Origin of the sequence: Hymenobacter siberiensis, from assembly GCF_018967865.2 — a bacterium.
GTDB lineage: Bacteria > Bacteroidota > Bacteroidia > Cytophagales > Hymenobacteraceae > Hymenobacter > Hymenobacter siberiensis.
On record NZ_JAHLZY020000001.1, the window covers coordinates 1,015,517 to 1,031,458 of the forward strand.

Annotated in this window: 15 protein-coding genes and 2 pseudogenes; 6 read left to right on the plus strand and 11 right to left on the minus strand. The window is 61.8% G+C overall.

Translation table 11 applies throughout. From position 1 onward, the window contains the following. Positions 1-9 precede the first annotated feature (9 nt). From KQ659_RS04420 to KQ659_RS04440, 5 genes are all read left to right on the plus strand, one after another. Positions 10-387 (plus strand): cupin domain-containing protein, encoded by a 378-nt coding sequence (locus tag KQ659_RS04420; RefSeq protein WP_216690134.1) that lies wholly within the window; start codon positions 10-12, stop codon positions 385-387. 85 nt (positions 388-472) lie between these two features. Then, positions 473-1,825, plus strand: coding sequence for a sigma-54-dependent transcriptional regulator (locus tag KQ659_RS04425; protein WP_216690133.1), 1,353 nt, complete (start codon positions 473-475; stop codon positions 1,823-1,825). A 202-nt stretch (positions 1,826-2,027) separates the two neighbouring features. After that, entirely contained in the window at positions 2,028-3,158 is a 1,131-nt protein-coding gene (locus KQ659_RS04430) for a redoxin domain-containing protein (RefSeq protein ID WP_216690132.1), read from the plus strand. A gap of 408 nt (positions 3,159-3,566) precedes the next feature. Then, positions 3,567-4,130 carry a potassium-transporting ATPase subunit C gene (locus KQ659_RS04435; RefSeq protein WP_216690131.1) on the plus strand — a complete coding sequence of 188 codons (564 nt, stop codon included), beginning with the start codon at positions 3,567-3,569 and terminating at the stop codon, positions 4,128-4,130. Positions 4,131-4,153: 23 nt separating this feature from the next. Beyond that, positions 4,154-5,263, plus strand: a complete 1,110-nt coding sequence (locus KQ659_RS04440; RefSeq protein ID WP_216690130.1) for a porin — start codon at positions 4,154-4,156, stop codon at positions 5,261-5,263. A gap of 116 nt (positions 5,264-5,379) precedes the next feature. Here KQ659_RS04440 and KQ659_RS04445 read toward each other — a convergent pair whose 3' ends face one another. The 6 genes from KQ659_RS04445 to KQ659_RS04470 all read right to left on the minus strand — a co-directional run bounded on the left by KQ659_RS04445 (position 5,380) and on the right by KQ659_RS04470 (position 11,268). Then, complete coding sequence (locus KQ659_RS04445) at positions 5,380-5,784, minus strand: response regulator (RefSeq protein WP_216690129.1); 405 nt, start codon at positions 5,782-5,784, stop codon at positions 5,380-5,382. 32 nt (positions 5,785-5,816) lie between these two features. After that, entirely contained in the window at positions 5,817-8,426 is a 2,610-nt protein-coding gene (locus tag KQ659_RS04450; RefSeq protein WP_216690128.1) for a PAS domain-containing sensor histidine kinase, read from the minus strand. Positions 8,427-8,766: 340 nt separating this feature from the next. Continuing rightward, positions 8,767-9,291: a hypothetical protein gene (locus KQ659_RS04455; protein WP_216690127.1), complete on the minus strand. Its 525-nt coding sequence runs from the start codon at positions 9,289-9,291 to the stop codon at positions 8,767-8,769. A 129-nt stretch (positions 9,292-9,420) separates the two neighbouring features. Further along, entirely contained in the window at positions 9,421-9,879 is a 459-nt protein-coding gene (locus KQ659_RS04460; protein ID WP_216690126.1) for a hypothetical protein, read from the minus strand. Beyond that, positions 9,876-10,511 (minus strand): ABC transporter ATP-binding protein, encoded by a 636-nt coding sequence (locus tag KQ659_RS04465; protein ID WP_216690125.1) that lies wholly within the window; start codon positions 10,509-10,511, stop codon positions 9,876-9,878. The genes KQ659_RS04460 and KQ659_RS04465 overlap by 4 nt, the downstream gene beginning before the upstream one ends. Before the next feature lie 223 nt (positions 10,512-10,734). Next, complete coding sequence (locus KQ659_RS04470) at positions 10,735-11,268, minus strand: double zinc ribbon domain-containing protein (protein WP_216690124.1); 534 nt, start codon at positions 11,266-11,268, stop codon at positions 10,735-10,737. Between the two features lie 293 nt (positions 11,269-11,561). Between KQ659_RS04470 and KQ659_RS04475 the strand changes: the two are divergent. Beyond that, positions 11,562-12,283 (plus strand): annotated as a pseudogene (locus KQ659_RS04475) (IS5 family transposase); the annotation flags it as partial. Positions 12,284-12,451: 168 nt separating this feature from the next. Here KQ659_RS04475 and KQ659_RS04480 read toward each other — a convergent pair. The 5 genes and pseudogenes from KQ659_RS04480 to KQ659_RS22040 all read right to left on the minus strand — a co-directional run. Continuing rightward, positions 12,452-13,051, minus strand: coding sequence for a hypothetical protein (locus KQ659_RS04480; RefSeq protein ID WP_216690123.1), 600 nt, complete (start codon positions 13,049-13,051; stop codon positions 12,452-12,454). A gap of 222 nt (positions 13,052-13,273) precedes the next feature. After that, entirely contained in the window at positions 13,274-13,960 is a 687-nt protein-coding gene (locus KQ659_RS04485; protein ID WP_216690122.1) for a spondin domain-containing protein, read from the minus strand. Between the two features lie 31 nt (positions 13,961-13,991). Next, a complete protein-coding gene (locus KQ659_RS04490) occupies positions 13,992-14,597 on the minus strand; it encodes a peroxiredoxin-like family protein (RefSeq protein WP_216690121.1) in 606 nt (201 codons plus the stop codon). A 256-nt stretch (positions 14,598-14,853) separates the two neighbouring features. Beyond that, positions 14,854-15,504 (minus strand): NAD-dependent epimerase/dehydratase family protein, encoded by a 651-nt coding sequence (locus tag KQ659_RS04495; protein ID WP_216690120.1) that lies wholly within the window; start codon positions 15,502-15,504, stop codon positions 14,854-14,856. Positions 15,505-15,598: 94 nt separating this feature from the next. Continuing rightward, positions 15,599-15,850 (minus strand): annotated as a pseudogene (locus KQ659_RS22040) (transposase); the annotation flags it as partial. Positions 15,851-15,942: the final 92 nt, after the last annotated feature.

Below are 15,942 nucleotides of genomic sequence, written 5' to 3' on the forward strand. Positions count from 1 at the left end.
GGTTAGGGTATGGAAACGTCCTCTCTCCTCGGCCCGATGAAGGGCGCTACGCACCGCGAAGTCGGCGGTGTGCACATTGATGTAGTGCCCACCGGCAATGCCCGCGTCAAGCGCATTGTGTACCCGGTGGGCTTCCGGTGGTCAAAAAACCTGAAGGGCATCGTGGGCACACCGCTGTGCATGCATGCGCACGTTGGCTTTTTGGCCAGCGGCCAGATAAATATTCAGTATGCCGACGGCGCGATGGAAGTGTTTGTGGCCCCGCAGGCGGTGGCCATTGCGCCGGGCCACGACGGCTGGGTGGTGGGCGACGAGCCGGCCATTCTGATTGAGTTCGACTTCGAAGGCGAAACCGTGGAGCGCATGGGCCTGGCCAGCCGGCACTAGCGGCCCCGCCGCAGTGGGAAGGCGCAAAGAGCAGCCGGCGTAGCTTTGACGGGCGTTTGCACCCACCCTTTATTGCCCCGCCCACATGCCCACCGGCACCATTTTGCTCATCGACGACGAAGCCATGCTGCGCCAGGCCGTGGCCCGCACCCTGGAGCTGGAAGGCTATACCGTGCGCCAGGCCCCCGATGCCATGCGCGGCCTCGAAGCCCTGCGAGAGCTGGCCAATGAGGTACTGGTAGTGCTCAGCGACGTGAAGCTGCCCGACGGCCGCGGCCTCGACCTGCTGCCCCGCTACAAGGCCCTCGCCCCGCTGGCCGAAGTGGTGCTGATGACGGCCTACGGCACCATTCCCGACGGCGTGCGGGCCATGAAGGAAGGCGCGTTCGACTACCTCACCAAGGGCGATTCCGACGACCAGCTCCTCGTGGTAGTCGACCGCGCCGCCGAAAAAGCGCGTCTCCAGCGCCGCGTGGCCGATTTGGAGAAGCAGGTCGGCACTCAGTATAGTTTCGAGTCGATGATTGGGCACTCGGCCGCGCTGGAGCAGGCCAAGCGCTTGGCCCAGCGTGCCGCGCCCACCGACAGCACCGTGCTGCTGGAAGGCCCCACCGGCGCGGGCAAGGAGCTGTTTGCCCAAGCCCTGCACCAGGCCAGCCCGCGCCGCAACAAGCCGTTTGTGGCCGTGAACTGCTCGGCCTTTCCGCGCGATTTGCTCGAATCGGAGCTTTTTGGCTACAAGAAAGGGGCCTTTACGGGGGCGCTGGCCGATAAAAAGGGTTTGCTGGAAGAAGCCAGCGGCGGCACTATTTTTCTGGATGAGATAGGGGAGCTGGAGCTGAATGTGCAGGCCAAGTTTCTGCGGGTGCTGGAAACGCGGCAGTTTACCAAGCTGGGCGACACCCGGCCCACCAGCGTGGACGTGCGCATTGTGGCCGCCACCAACCGCAACCTGCGCGCCGAAGCTGAAGCCGGCCACTTCCGCCCCGACCTCTACTACCGCCTGGCCGTGTTCACGGTGCCTGTGCCCGGCCTGAATGAGCGGCGTGACGACGTGCCCGAGCTGGCCAACTACTTCCTGCAGTTTTTCGCCGCCAAGCTGCGTCGCCGCCTGCGCGGCCTCGAGCCGGAGGTGCTGGCCCAGCTGCGTGCCCACGACTGGCGCGGCAATGTGCGCGAGCTGAAAAACGTGCTCGAACGCGCTGCCATCCTCGCCGATGGCGACACCCTGACCGTGGACGACCTGCCGCCCGAGTTTCACCACTTGCCGCCCGCCCCCGGCCTCGACGAGGCCACCGACCGCACCCTGCGCACCCAGGAAAAACGCCAGATTCGGCAGGTGCTGCTCGACACCGGTGGCAACAAGATGGAAGCCGCCCGCCAACTCGGCATCGGCACCAAAACGCTGTACCGCAAGATTCAGGAGTACGGGTTGTAGGCAAGGATATGGAGACAGTCATGCTGAGCCCTGCCCGCAGCATGACTGTTCTGGGTTTTACTGCTGTTGGCGCGCTCGGAATTTTGCGCCCTTTGCACATACTTTTTGCCGGCAGTCCAACGTTGTGAAAGGCACCGCAGGACTGGTTATATTGGGCCGGTTAAGTTCCTGTAAATCTTTCCACAACCAACTTCCCACTCGTATGCAAAAGTACCTACTCGCCTTGCTGCTGGCCCTGCCGTGCCTGGCCCAGGCCCAAACGCCGTTTGCTTATACCGTCAAAGGCAAGCTCGGCAACCTGAGTGCCCCGGCCAAGCTTTACCTGGTGCGCGGCATGAGCATTGCCGACTCGGCGACGCTGAAAAATGGCGTTTTTGAGTTGAAAGGTACCGCCGATGCACCCACCACGGCCGACCTGGTATTTCGACGCGAAGGGCGGTTGGTCAGTCTGTTTGGGCCAATGGGTGACCGCACGCGCATATTCCTGGAGCCCGGCACCGTAACCGTGACCAGCCCCGACTCGCTGGCCCACGCTACCATTACAGGTGGGCCGGCTATGGCCGATTATCTGCGCCTGGATGCTTCTATGAAACCGATTATCGCCCGTATGCAAGTTGTTGGAGCCGAGGCGCAGAAGGCAACCGAGTCTCAGCGTCAGGCTCCCGGTTTCCAGGAGCAGGTGCAGGCCCGCTTTCAGGCACTGAATAAGGAGATGGTGAAGGTCAACTACGCATTCATCAAAGCCAACCCCAGCTCCTATGCGAGCCTGGATGCATTACTTGGAATGCGTATGTGGGATACGCCCCGGTATGCCATCGTGGGCCCCCTGTATGAGCCGTTCAGCCCGGCGCTGAAAAATACGCCGCAAGGCCGCGATTACGGCGCCATGGTGCAGCGTCTGAAAGATATTGGGGTAGGCCAGCCGGCCCCGGCCATCAGCCAGCCTACGCCCGATGGCAAAACGGTGAGCCTGGCCGACTACCGGGGCAAGTACGTACTGGTCGATTTCTGGGCCAGTTGGTGCAAGCCCTGCCGGGCCGAAAACCCCGCCGTAACCAAGGTCTACAACGCCTATAAAGACCGTAATTTCGACATCCTGGGCGTGTCGCTCGATGACGAGGAAGGCAGGGCCAAATGGCTCAAGGCTATTCAGGACGACCACCTGGCCTGGACCCAAGTATCAGACCTGAAAGGCTTGCAGAATGCCGCCGCCCAGCGCTACGCCGTGCAGGCCATCCCACAAAACTTTCTGGTGGGCCCCGACGGCAAAATCGTGGCCGTAAACCTGCACGGCGATGAACTAGGCGCTACCCTGGCAAAATTGATAAAGTAGCACTACCTGCGGCAGATACTTAGGCCGCTGCTGAAATGTAGAAACCGGGTTATTCTGACCGCCGCACCGGGTCAGAATGACCCGGTTTTTGGCGTTTGAGAAAATCAATAAATTGCATTGATGGAAGTTTGTTATCTGTATTTCAGATTGTTGCATCAGAATAACCAGCTATAAGGAAATTCGGACCCGGTTTGGTAAAGACTCGGACAGCCCCATCAATCACACCCAGTATAGCTCGCCTTTTCTTCATCGCGATTCTGTACGTCGCCGGCTTCGGCGGCTGCTGGCGCTGTTGCGGCGGAAGCAGCGAGTTTATGGGCCAGGTGGGGTGATGGTACCCTGTATCGGGGGTGGTTGGTGGCACGCGCCGCAGACGCGCGCCACCAACCACCATTTAGCTCCTCAATCATGAAAACCCAGCTCAATTCCGCCTTCCGCCTTCCCATCGCTCTGCTGGTACTGTGCTGCATCCTATGCCCGGCCTTTGTAGCGGCCGTGGCGCAGGCTGCGCCCGGCGCCGGCGTCCAAATCAGCCGCAATAGCCCCGTGGCGGGCTTTGCCAACGGGGGCCAGAAGTTTGATGCGCCCGGGTATTTCAACTCGCGGCCCTCGGCAGCCGACTACCAGGTCGATGCCTCCAGCGGCTCTAATAAAGGCTCTTCGAATCCGGCATGCCTGAAAACGGTGCACAGTCGCCTCACCGCTTTCGCGCAGCAGCGCCCCACGGCGCTCACCGGCCAGGTACCTGCCGCGCTGCTCACAACCAGCGGCGCGGGGCGCGGCCCGCACCTCTTGCCAGCCGGGGCGCTGGTGCAGGTGGCGCGGGTGGCGCGGGTACGCGGGCTGCCCGAGGCCCAGGTGAGGGCGCTGGTGGCGCGCCACGTCGAAAAACCGCTGCTGGCGTTCTTCGGTCCGGCCAAAGTGAACGTATGGCAACTAAATCTGGCGCTGGACTCGCTGGCCGCCCGGTAATTTATTTCTTGTAAAATTTGTTGATGAAGCTTTCTATCTCTCTGTTGCTGGCTGCGCTACCGCTGGCTGCCACCGCCCAAACTACTCCCGAAACGACACCGCCGCCTGCTGTCGCCACTGCCACACCCTCGCCGCTCAGCTACTATGGCTTCGTGGATGGCTACTACGGCTATGATTTTGACTATGCCAATGGCAATAGCCGGCCCTCCTTTATTTTCTCGCACAACCGCCAGAACGAGTTCACGGTGAACCAGGCGTTGGTTGGGGTTCGCTACAACGATGGCACGGTGCGCGGCACGGTGGGCCTGCACACGGGTTCGTATCCGGCGGCCAACTACTCGAAGGAAGACCTGGTGTTCCAGCATATCTACGAGGCGTACGCGGGTTTCCGGCCGTTTGCCAAGGCGTGGCTGGACTTCGGAATTTTCAACTCACACCTGGGTTTCGAATCGGCCCTGTCGAAGGACAATTGGACGCTCACCCGCTCGCTGAACGCCGAAAACTCGCCTTATTTCGAAACCGGTGCCCGCTTCACCTACGAAGTCGGCCCCAAGCTCACCCTCACCGGGCTGGTGCTGAACGGCTGGCAGAACATCCGCGAAACCAACCAGGCCAAGGCCCTCGGCACCCAGCTGCAGTGGAAGCCGTCGGACAAGGTGCTCATCAACAGCAGCACGTTCTACGGCAACGAGCAGCCCACCGGCCTGGGCATCCGCCGCCGCTATTTCCACGATTTTTACATCACCTACGCCGCCACCGAGCGCGTGAACCTGGCGCTGGTGTTCGACGTGGGCAAGCAGCAGAGCGCCAGCCAGGAGAAGTACGATACCTGGCACACAGCCTCGGCTTTCGTGAAGTATAAGCTGGCCGAAAAGTTTTCCACCACGCTGCGCGGCGAGTACTACTACGCCGAGCGCGGCGTCATCATCAACAGCATTTCGCCCACCGCTTTCGATGCCGATTTCCGGGTGGTCGGCGGCTCGCTCAACCTCGACTACGCGCCCGCCAGCAACGTGCTATGCCGCGTCGAAGGCCGATATTTGAACGGGGCGAGCGGCGTATTTTCTCGCGTGGATAACCCCGATAACCGCAGCTATGGCAACGTGACGACGAGCATCGCGCTGTCGTTTTAAGCGGTGATAGGCCAACGGCCAGCCACTCGAACGTGGATGCCATGACGGGATTGGACAGGATTGCCGGTGGCGGCTTATCAGGGCTGCCTCAAACAGCTTTCTGGGGGGCTGATTGGCTATTGAAAGTGCTGCTGGAGCACGGCATCGAGTTTCTCCAGGGTGAGGGGCTTGGTGATGTGGCCGGCGGCGGGCAGAGCTTCAAGGCAGGTGAGGTCGCGCAGGTCCATGGAAGTGGTGAGGACCACCACGGTGGTGTCGCGCCGCTGGGGCAGCGGCAATTGCTGGTAGGCCTGCAAAAACTCAATGCCATTCATAACGGGCATCTGAATATCGAGCAGAATAAGGGCCGGGTAGCTAGGCTGGGACGCGGTGCTGGCCTGCTGGATTACAGCCAGGGCTTCCCGCCCGTTTTCGGCCACTAAAATGTGTTCCGTCACAGCCAGCCGCTTGAGCAGCCGTTCATTCAGAAAATTATTGGTCGGGTCGTCATCGACCAACAGCACACTGCTTAGCTTAGGCATAGCCACCCCTACGTAGCGGCCGGGGGTTAGGTTCAGGCGCGGTCGGGCAGCACTACGGTGAAGGTGGAGCCTACGCCCGGCTCGCTCTGCACCCGGATGCTGCCACCCGCGTTTTCTACCATGCGCTTGACCATGTACAGGCCCACGCCGGTGCCCTCGACGTGGGTGTGCAGGCGCCGGAACATCACAAACAGCTTGGTCTGCTCGGCTTCGGTCAGGCCCAGGCCGTTGTCGTGCACTTCCAGCTGCACCTGGCCCTGGCGGCGCGTGGCGCACAGCAGCACCTGCGGGGCCCGGCCCGGCACCTGGTACTTAATGGCGTTGCTGAGCAGGTTATACAGGATGCTGCGCAGGTTTTTGGGCGAAAAGCGCACGGTGGGGCAGTCGGCCACATCCAGGTTGAGGTGGCCGCCGGCGGCGGCCAGGGCCGGTTCCAGGTCGAGGCGCACGGTTTCGGCCAGGGCGGCCAGGTCCACGGCTTCGGCGGGCTCGGCGTGGGCCTGCTGCAGCTTGCTCACATCGGTGAGGTGGCCGAGGGTGCGCTGAAAACGGGTGACCGAGCCACTCATCATGTCCAGCAGGTGGGTCACGTCGGGGGCGTGGCGCACGGTGGCGGGCAGCTGCTCGGCCAGGGCCAGCAGCAGGCCTTCGATGTTGGCAATGGGGGCTTTGAGGTCGTGCGAGGCGGTGTAAACGAACGTGTCCAGGTCCACGTTGGTGTGGTTGAGCCGGTCGTTGGTGTCGCGCAGCTCCTCGTTGGCGGCCAGCATTTCTTCGTTGATGGCGGCCAGCTCCTCATTCAGCTCCTGCACGTGCTGGCGGGCGTCCACCTGCTCAGTAATGTCGGTGACGAGGGCATAAAAGCCACGTACTTCGCCGTGGTGCACATCGGGAATGTAGTCGGTGCGGGTGTGCCGCACAAAGCCCTCGCGGTGGGGCATGCGGGCCTCGAACTCCAGGTGCTCGCCGGCCAGCGCCCGCGCAATGTAGTCCTGCACGGGGGCGTAGGCCGCGGGGCCGATTATCTCCAGCACCGACTTGCCCATCATGGTTTCGGGGTCGCGGCCGAACCAGCGGCGATACGACTGATTCACGAACTGATAAAGCTCGTCGCGGTCAACATAGGAGATGAGCACGGGTAGGGCATCGGTGAGCAGGCGCGGGCGCTGGGTGGCGGCTTCGGTGGTCTGGCGGGCCAGCACCTGTTCGGTTACCTCGGTGGCGATGCAGGTAATGCCGGTGGGCTGGCCCTGCTCGTTGTGCAGCGGCTGGTACACAAAATTGAAGTATCCCACCTCGTCGGCTTTGTGGTGGGCCAGGCGAATGGGCTGCTCCTGCGCCACAAAGGCTACGCCCGTGCGGCGCACCTCGTCGAGTAGGACCCGCAGGCCCTGTGCCTGCATTTCCGGCACCGCCTCAAAAAATGGCAGGCCCACCAGTTGGCTCTGTGCTCGGCCCAGCATGCGGGCCATGGGTGGGTTCACGATTTCCAGCACATAGTCGGGCCCGTGAAACACGCAGATGGCAACCGGTGCCTGCTCGAACACGCGCTGGAACCGAATGCGCTGGCGCTCGGCCTCGTCCCGGCCCGTCTGGCTTTCTTGGGTGCGGGCCACCACGCGGCTTTCCAGCTCCTGGTTGAGGCTGCAAAGGGCCTGCTCCGAGTGGGCCAGGGCCGTATTGGTCGCTATAAACTCGTCGTTGCTGGCCCGCAGCTCCTCGTTGGTAGTGGCCATTTCCTCGTTGATGGCCGCCAGCTCTTCGTTCAGGTTCTGCACTTCCTGGCGGGCCAGCACCTGCGGCGTCACGTCGTAGGCAAACACAAAAATGCCGGTGATGGCCCCCCGCTGGTCGTGCCGGGCCTGGTAGATGAAGTTGTAGTAGCATTTTTCCAGCTCCCGGCGGCCTTCGTTGTCGTGGTCGAGCTGCACCAGCATCTCCGAGGCCCGGAAGGTTTCGCCGGTCTGGTACACACTATCCAGCAGGTCGAAAATGGGCTGGTCCTCCAGCTCGGGCATGGCCACGGCAACGGACAGCCCTACGAGGGGCCGGTTGCCCACCAGCGCCTGGTAGGCCTGGTTCACGAACTGAAAGGTGTGCTGCGGCCCGTCGAACACGCAAATCATGGCCGGGGCGTCGTGCAGCATCTGCTCCAGCTGCTGGCGCTGCTGCTCGGTTTCGGCGCGGGCCTCCAGCTCGCGGGCCTGGCTGATGCGTAGCTCCTCTACGATGGCCGAGCGGGTCTGGTCGTTGGTGTCGGTGAAGTTCACCACCAATACCTCGCCCTGGCGCTGGGCCACCAGCAGGTAGTAGCCATTGAGGCCGTCGTGCTGGTAGTTGTTCTGGCGGCGCGCCTCCTGGCCGCTCAAAAATGCGTCGCGGTAGAAGCCGAATACACCGGCCGCCACCGCCGTCGGAAACAGCGAGAGGAAGGACTCGGTGGGATGCTCGGGCAGGCTCAGCATTTGCCGGGCGGCGGGGTTGAGGTACGCCCAGGCCAGGTCCACAATGGTGGTGCCGGTGGCATCATATACGGGCCGCAGCAGCATAATGCCGTTTTGGGAAGTGTTGAGCACCACCTGCAACAGGTCCTGCGAAGAGAGAAGGTCGGCCGGTAGTGGAGGGTGGGGAGAATCAGGCATGAAAAACCATACGTAGCTAATGCCCGAACAAGGTACTGCGATTGGGGCCGAATGGCCCGCCCGGCTCCATTTTACCAGTGCGAGGCGGTTGCGGCCGGGGAGTGGGCGACCGTGATGCTCCGCTGGTGCGCCCGCGCCGCCGAAGCCGTTTTGCCGCTTCGTTCATTCCGGCGGTGGTCTAAAGTCGGGCGGTACGACGACTTTTTGGTCGTCGTACCACTAAACGCTTTCCGGCCGCTGCCATGTGCAATACCAATTAGTGATACGACGAAGCCCGCTGGCCAATTCATCGCACCACCCGGCTTCTGACCACTGCCCTCTATCCGGGGGCGGCTGGTAGTCAACGGTAGCTGAATAGCAATATCCCGGCCGCCAGGGCACTGCCGATGGCCAGCAAACCGGTCAACGCAAATAAGTTGGCCAGGAGCAGGAAAAGAAACAGGCCAACTACGATGCGCAGGTAAAAGGTCATGTGCTGGCCCGTCCGGTAGAGCAAGGCGCGTAGCAGCAGGGTTACGCTCAGCAGCAAAGCGGCCGCTGTTAGGCCGGCGCGGAACCCGTTTGCCGTCAGCAGCCACGCGAGCTCGGGGAGCAGCAGCACGCCGTACAACAGCACCTGTCGGCCATAGGCTCGTCCCCGGCCGTACGGCAGGTTGCGCACGAAGGGAAGGTAAAACAATTCGAATTCACCGGCTTGAAAGACCAGGATGACGTGCCCGAACGCACAGCACAGTGCTATCATACCCGCGAGCCGAACATCGGCGCGGGCGTCTGAAAAAGCTAGAAGCAGCAACGCAATACTCGCTGCTGATGCCAGCTTGGTCAGCAGATAAGTTATCCGCTTGGTGGCGATGATTTCGTACAAGAACAGGCTGAATAACGGTTTGGGCTAGTGGTGCGCCTACGTCAGGCCCGCTCGTTTGTCCGGCTTCCCCACCGTGCTGCTGAGCAGGCGCGTGTAGTAGTACGCGCCGGCCAGGGCGAGCAGCAGCAGTTACGCGGGCAGAAGCGCGGGTACCTGCCAGTGGTGAAAAAAGAACCCGATAACCATGGCGTAGAGGTACAAAACCACCACCGGCAACAGGATAACTCCTTGCACTACGGCCCACGACATGACCTGTTCTCGCCCCGGCAAGGCGTTGCTGCTGTAGGCCATAAATTGCACATCGGGGCTTTTCAAGCGGCCCGCCACGTAATGCCAGCTCTTGAGACTGTAGAGAAAGCCGCCGCCGAGCAGCGCGGCCACGCCAATGGGCTCGCTCACCGAGAGGATGACCAGCCGAAAGCCGTTCGCAAGAATCTGCGCCTCCGTGAGGTGGTTCTGGTTGGGCACCTGGGTCCAGAAAAAGTTAACGAACACCCCCAGGAACAGCACAATCAGCCAGCCCGTATGCTCCTGATAAAAGCTACGGGCCACGACGTTGAGCAAGACGCGCGTCAGGGGCCTGTTCATCTGGCGTGACGCAGGGTGGTGTGTTCGATGAGCAGCTGCTGCATGTCTGGCAGCGCCCCCGCCGCAAAGGCTTGGTGGTAGGAGAGCAGGAAGCTGGTGCCCTGCTGGGCGTGCTGGTGGGCCATCCACGCGCACAGCACCGGAATAGCCGCCGCGTCCAGGGTGGTCAGCGGCTCGTCGAGCACGATGCAGGTGGGCTGGCCAAGAAAAGCGAGTACCAGCGACAGCTTCTTGAGCATGCCACTCGAATAGGAGCCTACCGGTTCGTGCACGTAGGCCGTCATGTGCAGGCCTTCTAGGTAGAAGTCCTCCTGGTGGGGTGGGCCGTTCTTGGCCGTTCGGAACAGGTCAATCAGCTTGCGGCCGGTCAGGAATTCGGGAAATACGGGCTCGGCTTCGGCAAAATTGACGAGGCGGCGGTAGGCCACCGCTTGTTTTTTAACGCTCAATTTCCCCGCCAGCAAAATATCGCCCTCAAACGGCGTGATGCCGGCAATGGCGCTGAGCAGGGTACTCTTGCCCGAGCCATTGGCCCCCTGAACCCAGGAGGTGCCGGAGGCGAAGGCAAACGAATTGATGCGCAGTACCGCCCGCCCGCGGTAGGACTTGCTAAAATTCGTGAGTTGCAGCATGCATCAGCGGAAAAAAAAGATAACGGCCGCAAGGCCGCCAGCTACGCCCGCCGCAAACCAGCAGCCAGCCAGCCAGCCAGCCAGCAGCCAGCCAGCCAGCTGGCAAGCTCCGGGACCAGCCTTCTGCCCAACGCCAATCATCGTCGATTATTGGCGCGATAGAGGCGCTTCGGCGGCGCACACGCTGGCTAAGCCTGACGTGGTTTTGGCTTACCGCTCCGCACTACCCCACCTTGGTGCCGCAGCCGGGGCAGAATTTCTGTGCCGGTTTCAGCGCCTCGCCGCAGCTGGTGCAGTGGCGGGGCTGGGTTTGGGCGGTGGCCGGAGTGCCGCAACTGGGGCAGAACTTCTGGCCTGGGGCCAGCTTGGTCTGGTAGCTCTGGTAGCTCTGGTAGCTCTGGCAGCTCTGGCATTGCAGCAGCGGGTCGCGGTTTAGGAAATCGAGGTTTTTGGTGTAATCCTGCTCGCGCGTTTTGGTCCGAATTTGCTCGCTCGTGGCTTGGGCCTGCTGGGCGCGAAGCTCCTCCTGCTCGTCGGGGGCGCAGCTTTCGCAGAGGCCGGCGCTGTGGTTCCAGCAGGCATCGGGGCACACCCAGTGGCCGCAGCGGGTGCACTGCTTGAACTGCTGCGTGCCCTCGGCCACGGCGGTTTGCAGGGCGTCGTCGTGCGCCTTGCCGCCCACGGCCCGCTGAATGTGGTAGGCCGCGTTTTCGGCCCTGCCCAGCCCGCCAAACAGGCTGCTGGCCGCCTGCAGCAAGCTGCCCGCAATGCCAATGGCGTTGGGCTGAAACCGCTACATGTAGCCGTTGCGGCACTTATCGCAATGAAACTTGAACTGGAAGCCCTTATCGGTGGAAAGGTCGTCGTAGTTGGCAACGAATTGTATCAGGGAGCTCATGGGGCGATGGAGAGAAGTGACGGGTAAAAGTAGCGTCAAATACCAATATGATGATACTGAAGGCCCCTAGAGCGTGAGGACAATTACCTTTGCTTTGGCAATCGTTTATAACGAAGAAATTATTTATGAGAAGACATGAGATTAGCGATGCTCAATGGCTGGCGGTGAGTCCCCTTTTGTCGGGTAAAGCCACGGATTGCGGGGTAACGGGCAAAGACAACCGCTTGTTTTTCAACGCGGTCGTGTGGATAATGCGCACCGGTTGCCCGTGGGCCGACCTGCCCGAACGCTTCGGCAAATTCAACACCGTGTGCAAGCGCTTCCGGCGCATGGCGACCAAAGGGGTTTGGGAGCGGGCCTTCCAGGCCCTGCAAGCCCCCGAACTGGACTGGGTCATGCTCGATTCGACCGTCGTGCGGGCGCACCAGCATTCAGCGGGCCAAAAAAAAGTAACGCCGCCACCGAGTGCCTCGGACGCAGCCGCGGGGGCATCGGCACCAAAATTCACGCCTGCGTGGAGTCGCTGGGCAACGCCGTGCGGCTGATTGCGACCGAAGGCCAGGCGGGCGACAGCCCGCAGGCGCTGCCCTTGCTGGCGGACCTGCAGCCGGGCAAAGTGCTGGCCGACACGGCTTACGACAGCGACGCAACCCGCGCCTATTGCACCGAAAGGGGCATCGAAGCCGTCATTCCCAGCCATCCCAACCGGGTAGAACCCTTGGCAATGGACGAAGAAACCTACCGCGACCGCAACAAAGTCGAGCGCTTTTTTGGCCGCCTCAAGCAATACCGCCGCCTGGCCACCCGCTACGAAAAAACCGCCGTTTCCTTCCTCGCCTTTTGGTATATTGGTGCTACGCTAGATTGGCTTAGATAAATAAATAAATCTTTTATTGTCCTCACGCTCTAGCATGGTGCGGCGGTCCTGGCAGCCGCAGCATAGCCCCACTGCCGGCCGTTGTGCCTGTTCAGAAATGCAAAAAGCCTGTCGGCCAGAGCATCGCTCCGGCCGACAGGCTTTTTGCTTCGGAAAAAAATCGGGCTAGAACGTGAAGCGCAGGCTCACGGCCGCATCGTTGTAGAAGCCGGTGTAGCCGTGGAATACCTCGAAGAAGGGCTTGTAGTCGACGCCTACCACGAAGGGCAGGTCGGGCAGCTTGTATTCGAGGCCCAGAATCAGGTCGGCTCCGATGGCGAGGTACGTGGTTTCGTCGTAGTAATAACCGTCTTTGTTGCCTTTGAGGAAGTACCCGTCGCCGTTGCGGCCGTTGTAGTAAAACCGGTCGTCGGCAAAGTAGTAGCGGCCCTGGTAGGCCCCGGCGTGGAAGCCCGCGCCGTAGTAGAACTGCAGGCCCTTGGCGTCGGGCACACCAATGTGCTTTTCGCCCAGAATGGTGAGGCGGCCACCGCGTGCTTTGTACTCCGTCGTGAGCAGAGCCTCGATGGCCACGCCCTTGCCGCTGCCCAAAAAGTGCTTCAGCGTGAGTCCCGACGACCAGCCGCCACCGCGCAGGCCAATGCCCGTGCTATAGCCCGAACCGCTGCCACTGCCGCCGCCGCTACTTTTTTTCTTCGATTGGGCGTTAGCGGCCAGGCCGGGTAACAGGAGAAGCAGGAACCCGGTAAGACGTAAATAATTCATGAAAAAACACTGTTTGGTAATGTTAAAAGTTGGACAAAAGTAAGCGGTAAGGCGCGAAGTACGCCATAACCCGCAGGTAGCAGTCCAAAGTCGGGTGGTGCGATGAACTGCCCAGCGGGCTTGTTCGGCCTGACACGGAGCGGTGCGACGACCAACAAGTCGTTGCACCGCTCCGTGTCAGGCCTCCGCCAGGCTGCTGCCGGCACTCCGGTTGGCTTTGGGTTATTTGATGCGCTCCAGGAGCCAGGTGCCCAGCGGCGGGCCGTCGGGCGCGGGGCCGGTGGCGGGCGGCAGCCGTAGCGGGGCTACCACGCCGGCCGGCAGGGTGGCCTGGTCGGGGGCGGTAAAGCTGGGGCCGCTGTCGGTGCCGGCGTCGTAGGCACGGGCGGGCACCCGGCGCTGGGCCACCCATTGGCCGTTGGCATCGAGCAGGTTTTCGTCTTCCAGCACCGCAAACCAGTCCGGGCTCGGCGCAATCATCGTCACCAGGCTCAGGCGGGGGTGGGCGGCGTCGAGGCGAATGGTGTCGGCCACCATCCCCGGCGAGTTGATAACGCGCCCCTCCAACATTCGGAAAGCCGCGCCACTGCTTGCCAAGGTCGTTATTTCGGTCCGCAACGCGGTATTGTTGCCGCGCTCCGCCATGTCCCTGATGCCGGTACTGGCCAGCTGGCCGGGCCGAAACAGCAGCCCATCGGCCCGGTGTGAAGCCCCGATAACTGCCGAAAAATGCGCCCCGGCCGGGAAGTTGGCGTGCGTGTCGGCGCTCCAGGTGGCTTCGAACGTGACGCGGTACAGGGCCGGCCCAATAGTTGGGGCGGGGGGCTGCCCGGCCGGGCTGGTGTTGGTGCAGGCTGCCAGCCCAAGCATGGCGGGCCACAGGCCCAGGCGATGGAGTGAACAAGGCATGGCGCGAAAAAACGGGATTAGACGAGCGGGATTACAGCGCCTGGGCCACCTGCCGCACGCTGGTGCGGTGGCGGTAGTCGGTGTTGAAGTAGGCAAACTTGATTTTGCCATCCTGACCGATGACGTAGGTGGCGGGCACGGGCAGAATGTTCTGGTCGAGCCCATTGGCCTTTTTCAGGTCGACGCCGAAGCCCATGTACTTTTTCGCCGTGGCATCGTCCACCACAAAAGCCGTTTTGTAGGCCTTCATAATGGTCAGGTTCTGGTCATGTACGATGGGGAACGACGCCTTGGTTTTGGCCACCGTCTGGTCGATGTTGGCCGGCGTTTCGGGAGTTATCACCACCACTTGCGCGCCCTTGGCCGTGAGCACCTGCAGCGAATCCTGCAGCTGGCTCAGCTCCTTGTTGCAATACGGGCACCACTGTCCACGGTAGAAATACAGCACTACGGGGCCCTTTTTCAAGAGCTGGCGCAACTCTACTGGCCGGCCGGCGGCATCCTGGCCTTTAAAAGCCGGAGCCATGCTACCCACCGCCAGGGCCGAGGCCGTGAGTGATGGAGCGGGGGCTTGCTGGGCCAGCGCCGGAGCGGCCAGCAGTGCCAGTGCGCCGGTAAGATTCAAAAAGGACTTCATGAGCTTGGGGAAATAACGAACAGTTGCGGGGCCAGACGGCCACCCGCTACCACCCTTACACCCGGGTTTACTTTTTGTTCAGAGCCCTCTCCACTGTATCGGTCAGGAAAAAACCAGCGGCCACTTCGGCCAGAGCAGCCCGCGCCGAAGTGGCCGCCAATGCAGCGGATAGCAACAGCGCCCCCCGCTGGTAGCTGGCAGTGCGCGGTTGCGGCAGGTAGTAGCCTACGCCAGTTCCTTGGGGCTGTCCCAGTTGTTAGTCCCGGGCCAGTTCGTCGGAAAGATGCACGCGCACACCCCCGCCGTCATCCTCGGCGGCGTGGAGCATGGCGGCGGCTACTGTGGCCCCGGCCACGGGGCGGTACTTCAGCAGCGGGCCGCGCAGCAGCGGGCTCACCAGCCGTAGCACTATGGCCCCCAGGCGTTCGCCCAGGCGGGGCTGCGCCCGCTCGCCCAGCAGCAGCGAGGGCCGGAAAATATGAATGGCCCGGAAAGGCGTCTGGCGCACGGCGGCTTCCATTTCGCCCTTCACCCGGCTGTAGTAGATGGAGCTTTCGGCATCGGCCCCCATGCTGGATACCACCATGAACTGCGCGGCAAAGTTGCTGGCCGCCAGCGCTGCCAGCTGCACTACGTACAGGAAATCGACTTTGAAAAATGCCTCCTTCGAGCCCGCCTGCTTCATGGTGGTGCCCAGGCAGCAGTACACGTCGTCGGCGATGAGCTTTAGGCGCGCCTCATCCAGCTTGTCCAGCTCCGTGACCACCTGCACCAGCTTGGGATGGATAGTGGGCACAGCCTTGCGGCCCACCACAATCACCTTGGTGTAGCGGTCCGAAGCCAGCAGCAGCGGCAGTAGTTGTGAACCAATGAGGCCGGTAGCACCGGCGAGGAGGGCGGTTTTCATAAGTAGGGTGCGGGGCTTGCCCCCGCCCGTCGTTGAGCAGAGTCTACGCCATCCTGAAAATTCTGTTCGACGACAGGCAGGGGCAAGCCCCGTACTACCACCGATTAGGGTTGTCTATAATATAGCGTCGGTAGCTTTCCAGCTCGCTGGCGTCGCGAATAATCCGCTCGTAGTAATCACGCTGCCAGCACGAAGCCGGTGCCGGCTGATTTGCGGCTAATAATTGCTTACGCCATTGGGTAAAGCAACGTGACTTGAAACTGCCCACGACCGCATTTATGGCTACTACCTGATTGCGTGTCAGCACCAAAATGCAATGCAGATGATTTGGCATTAATATCCAGGCATCTAGTTTTACTGTGGGGAAATGTTCTGGTACTCTACCCTACTAAAAGTCAGGCAAGGCAAAAAAACGGGGCGGCCCGACCTTTGAGGCTC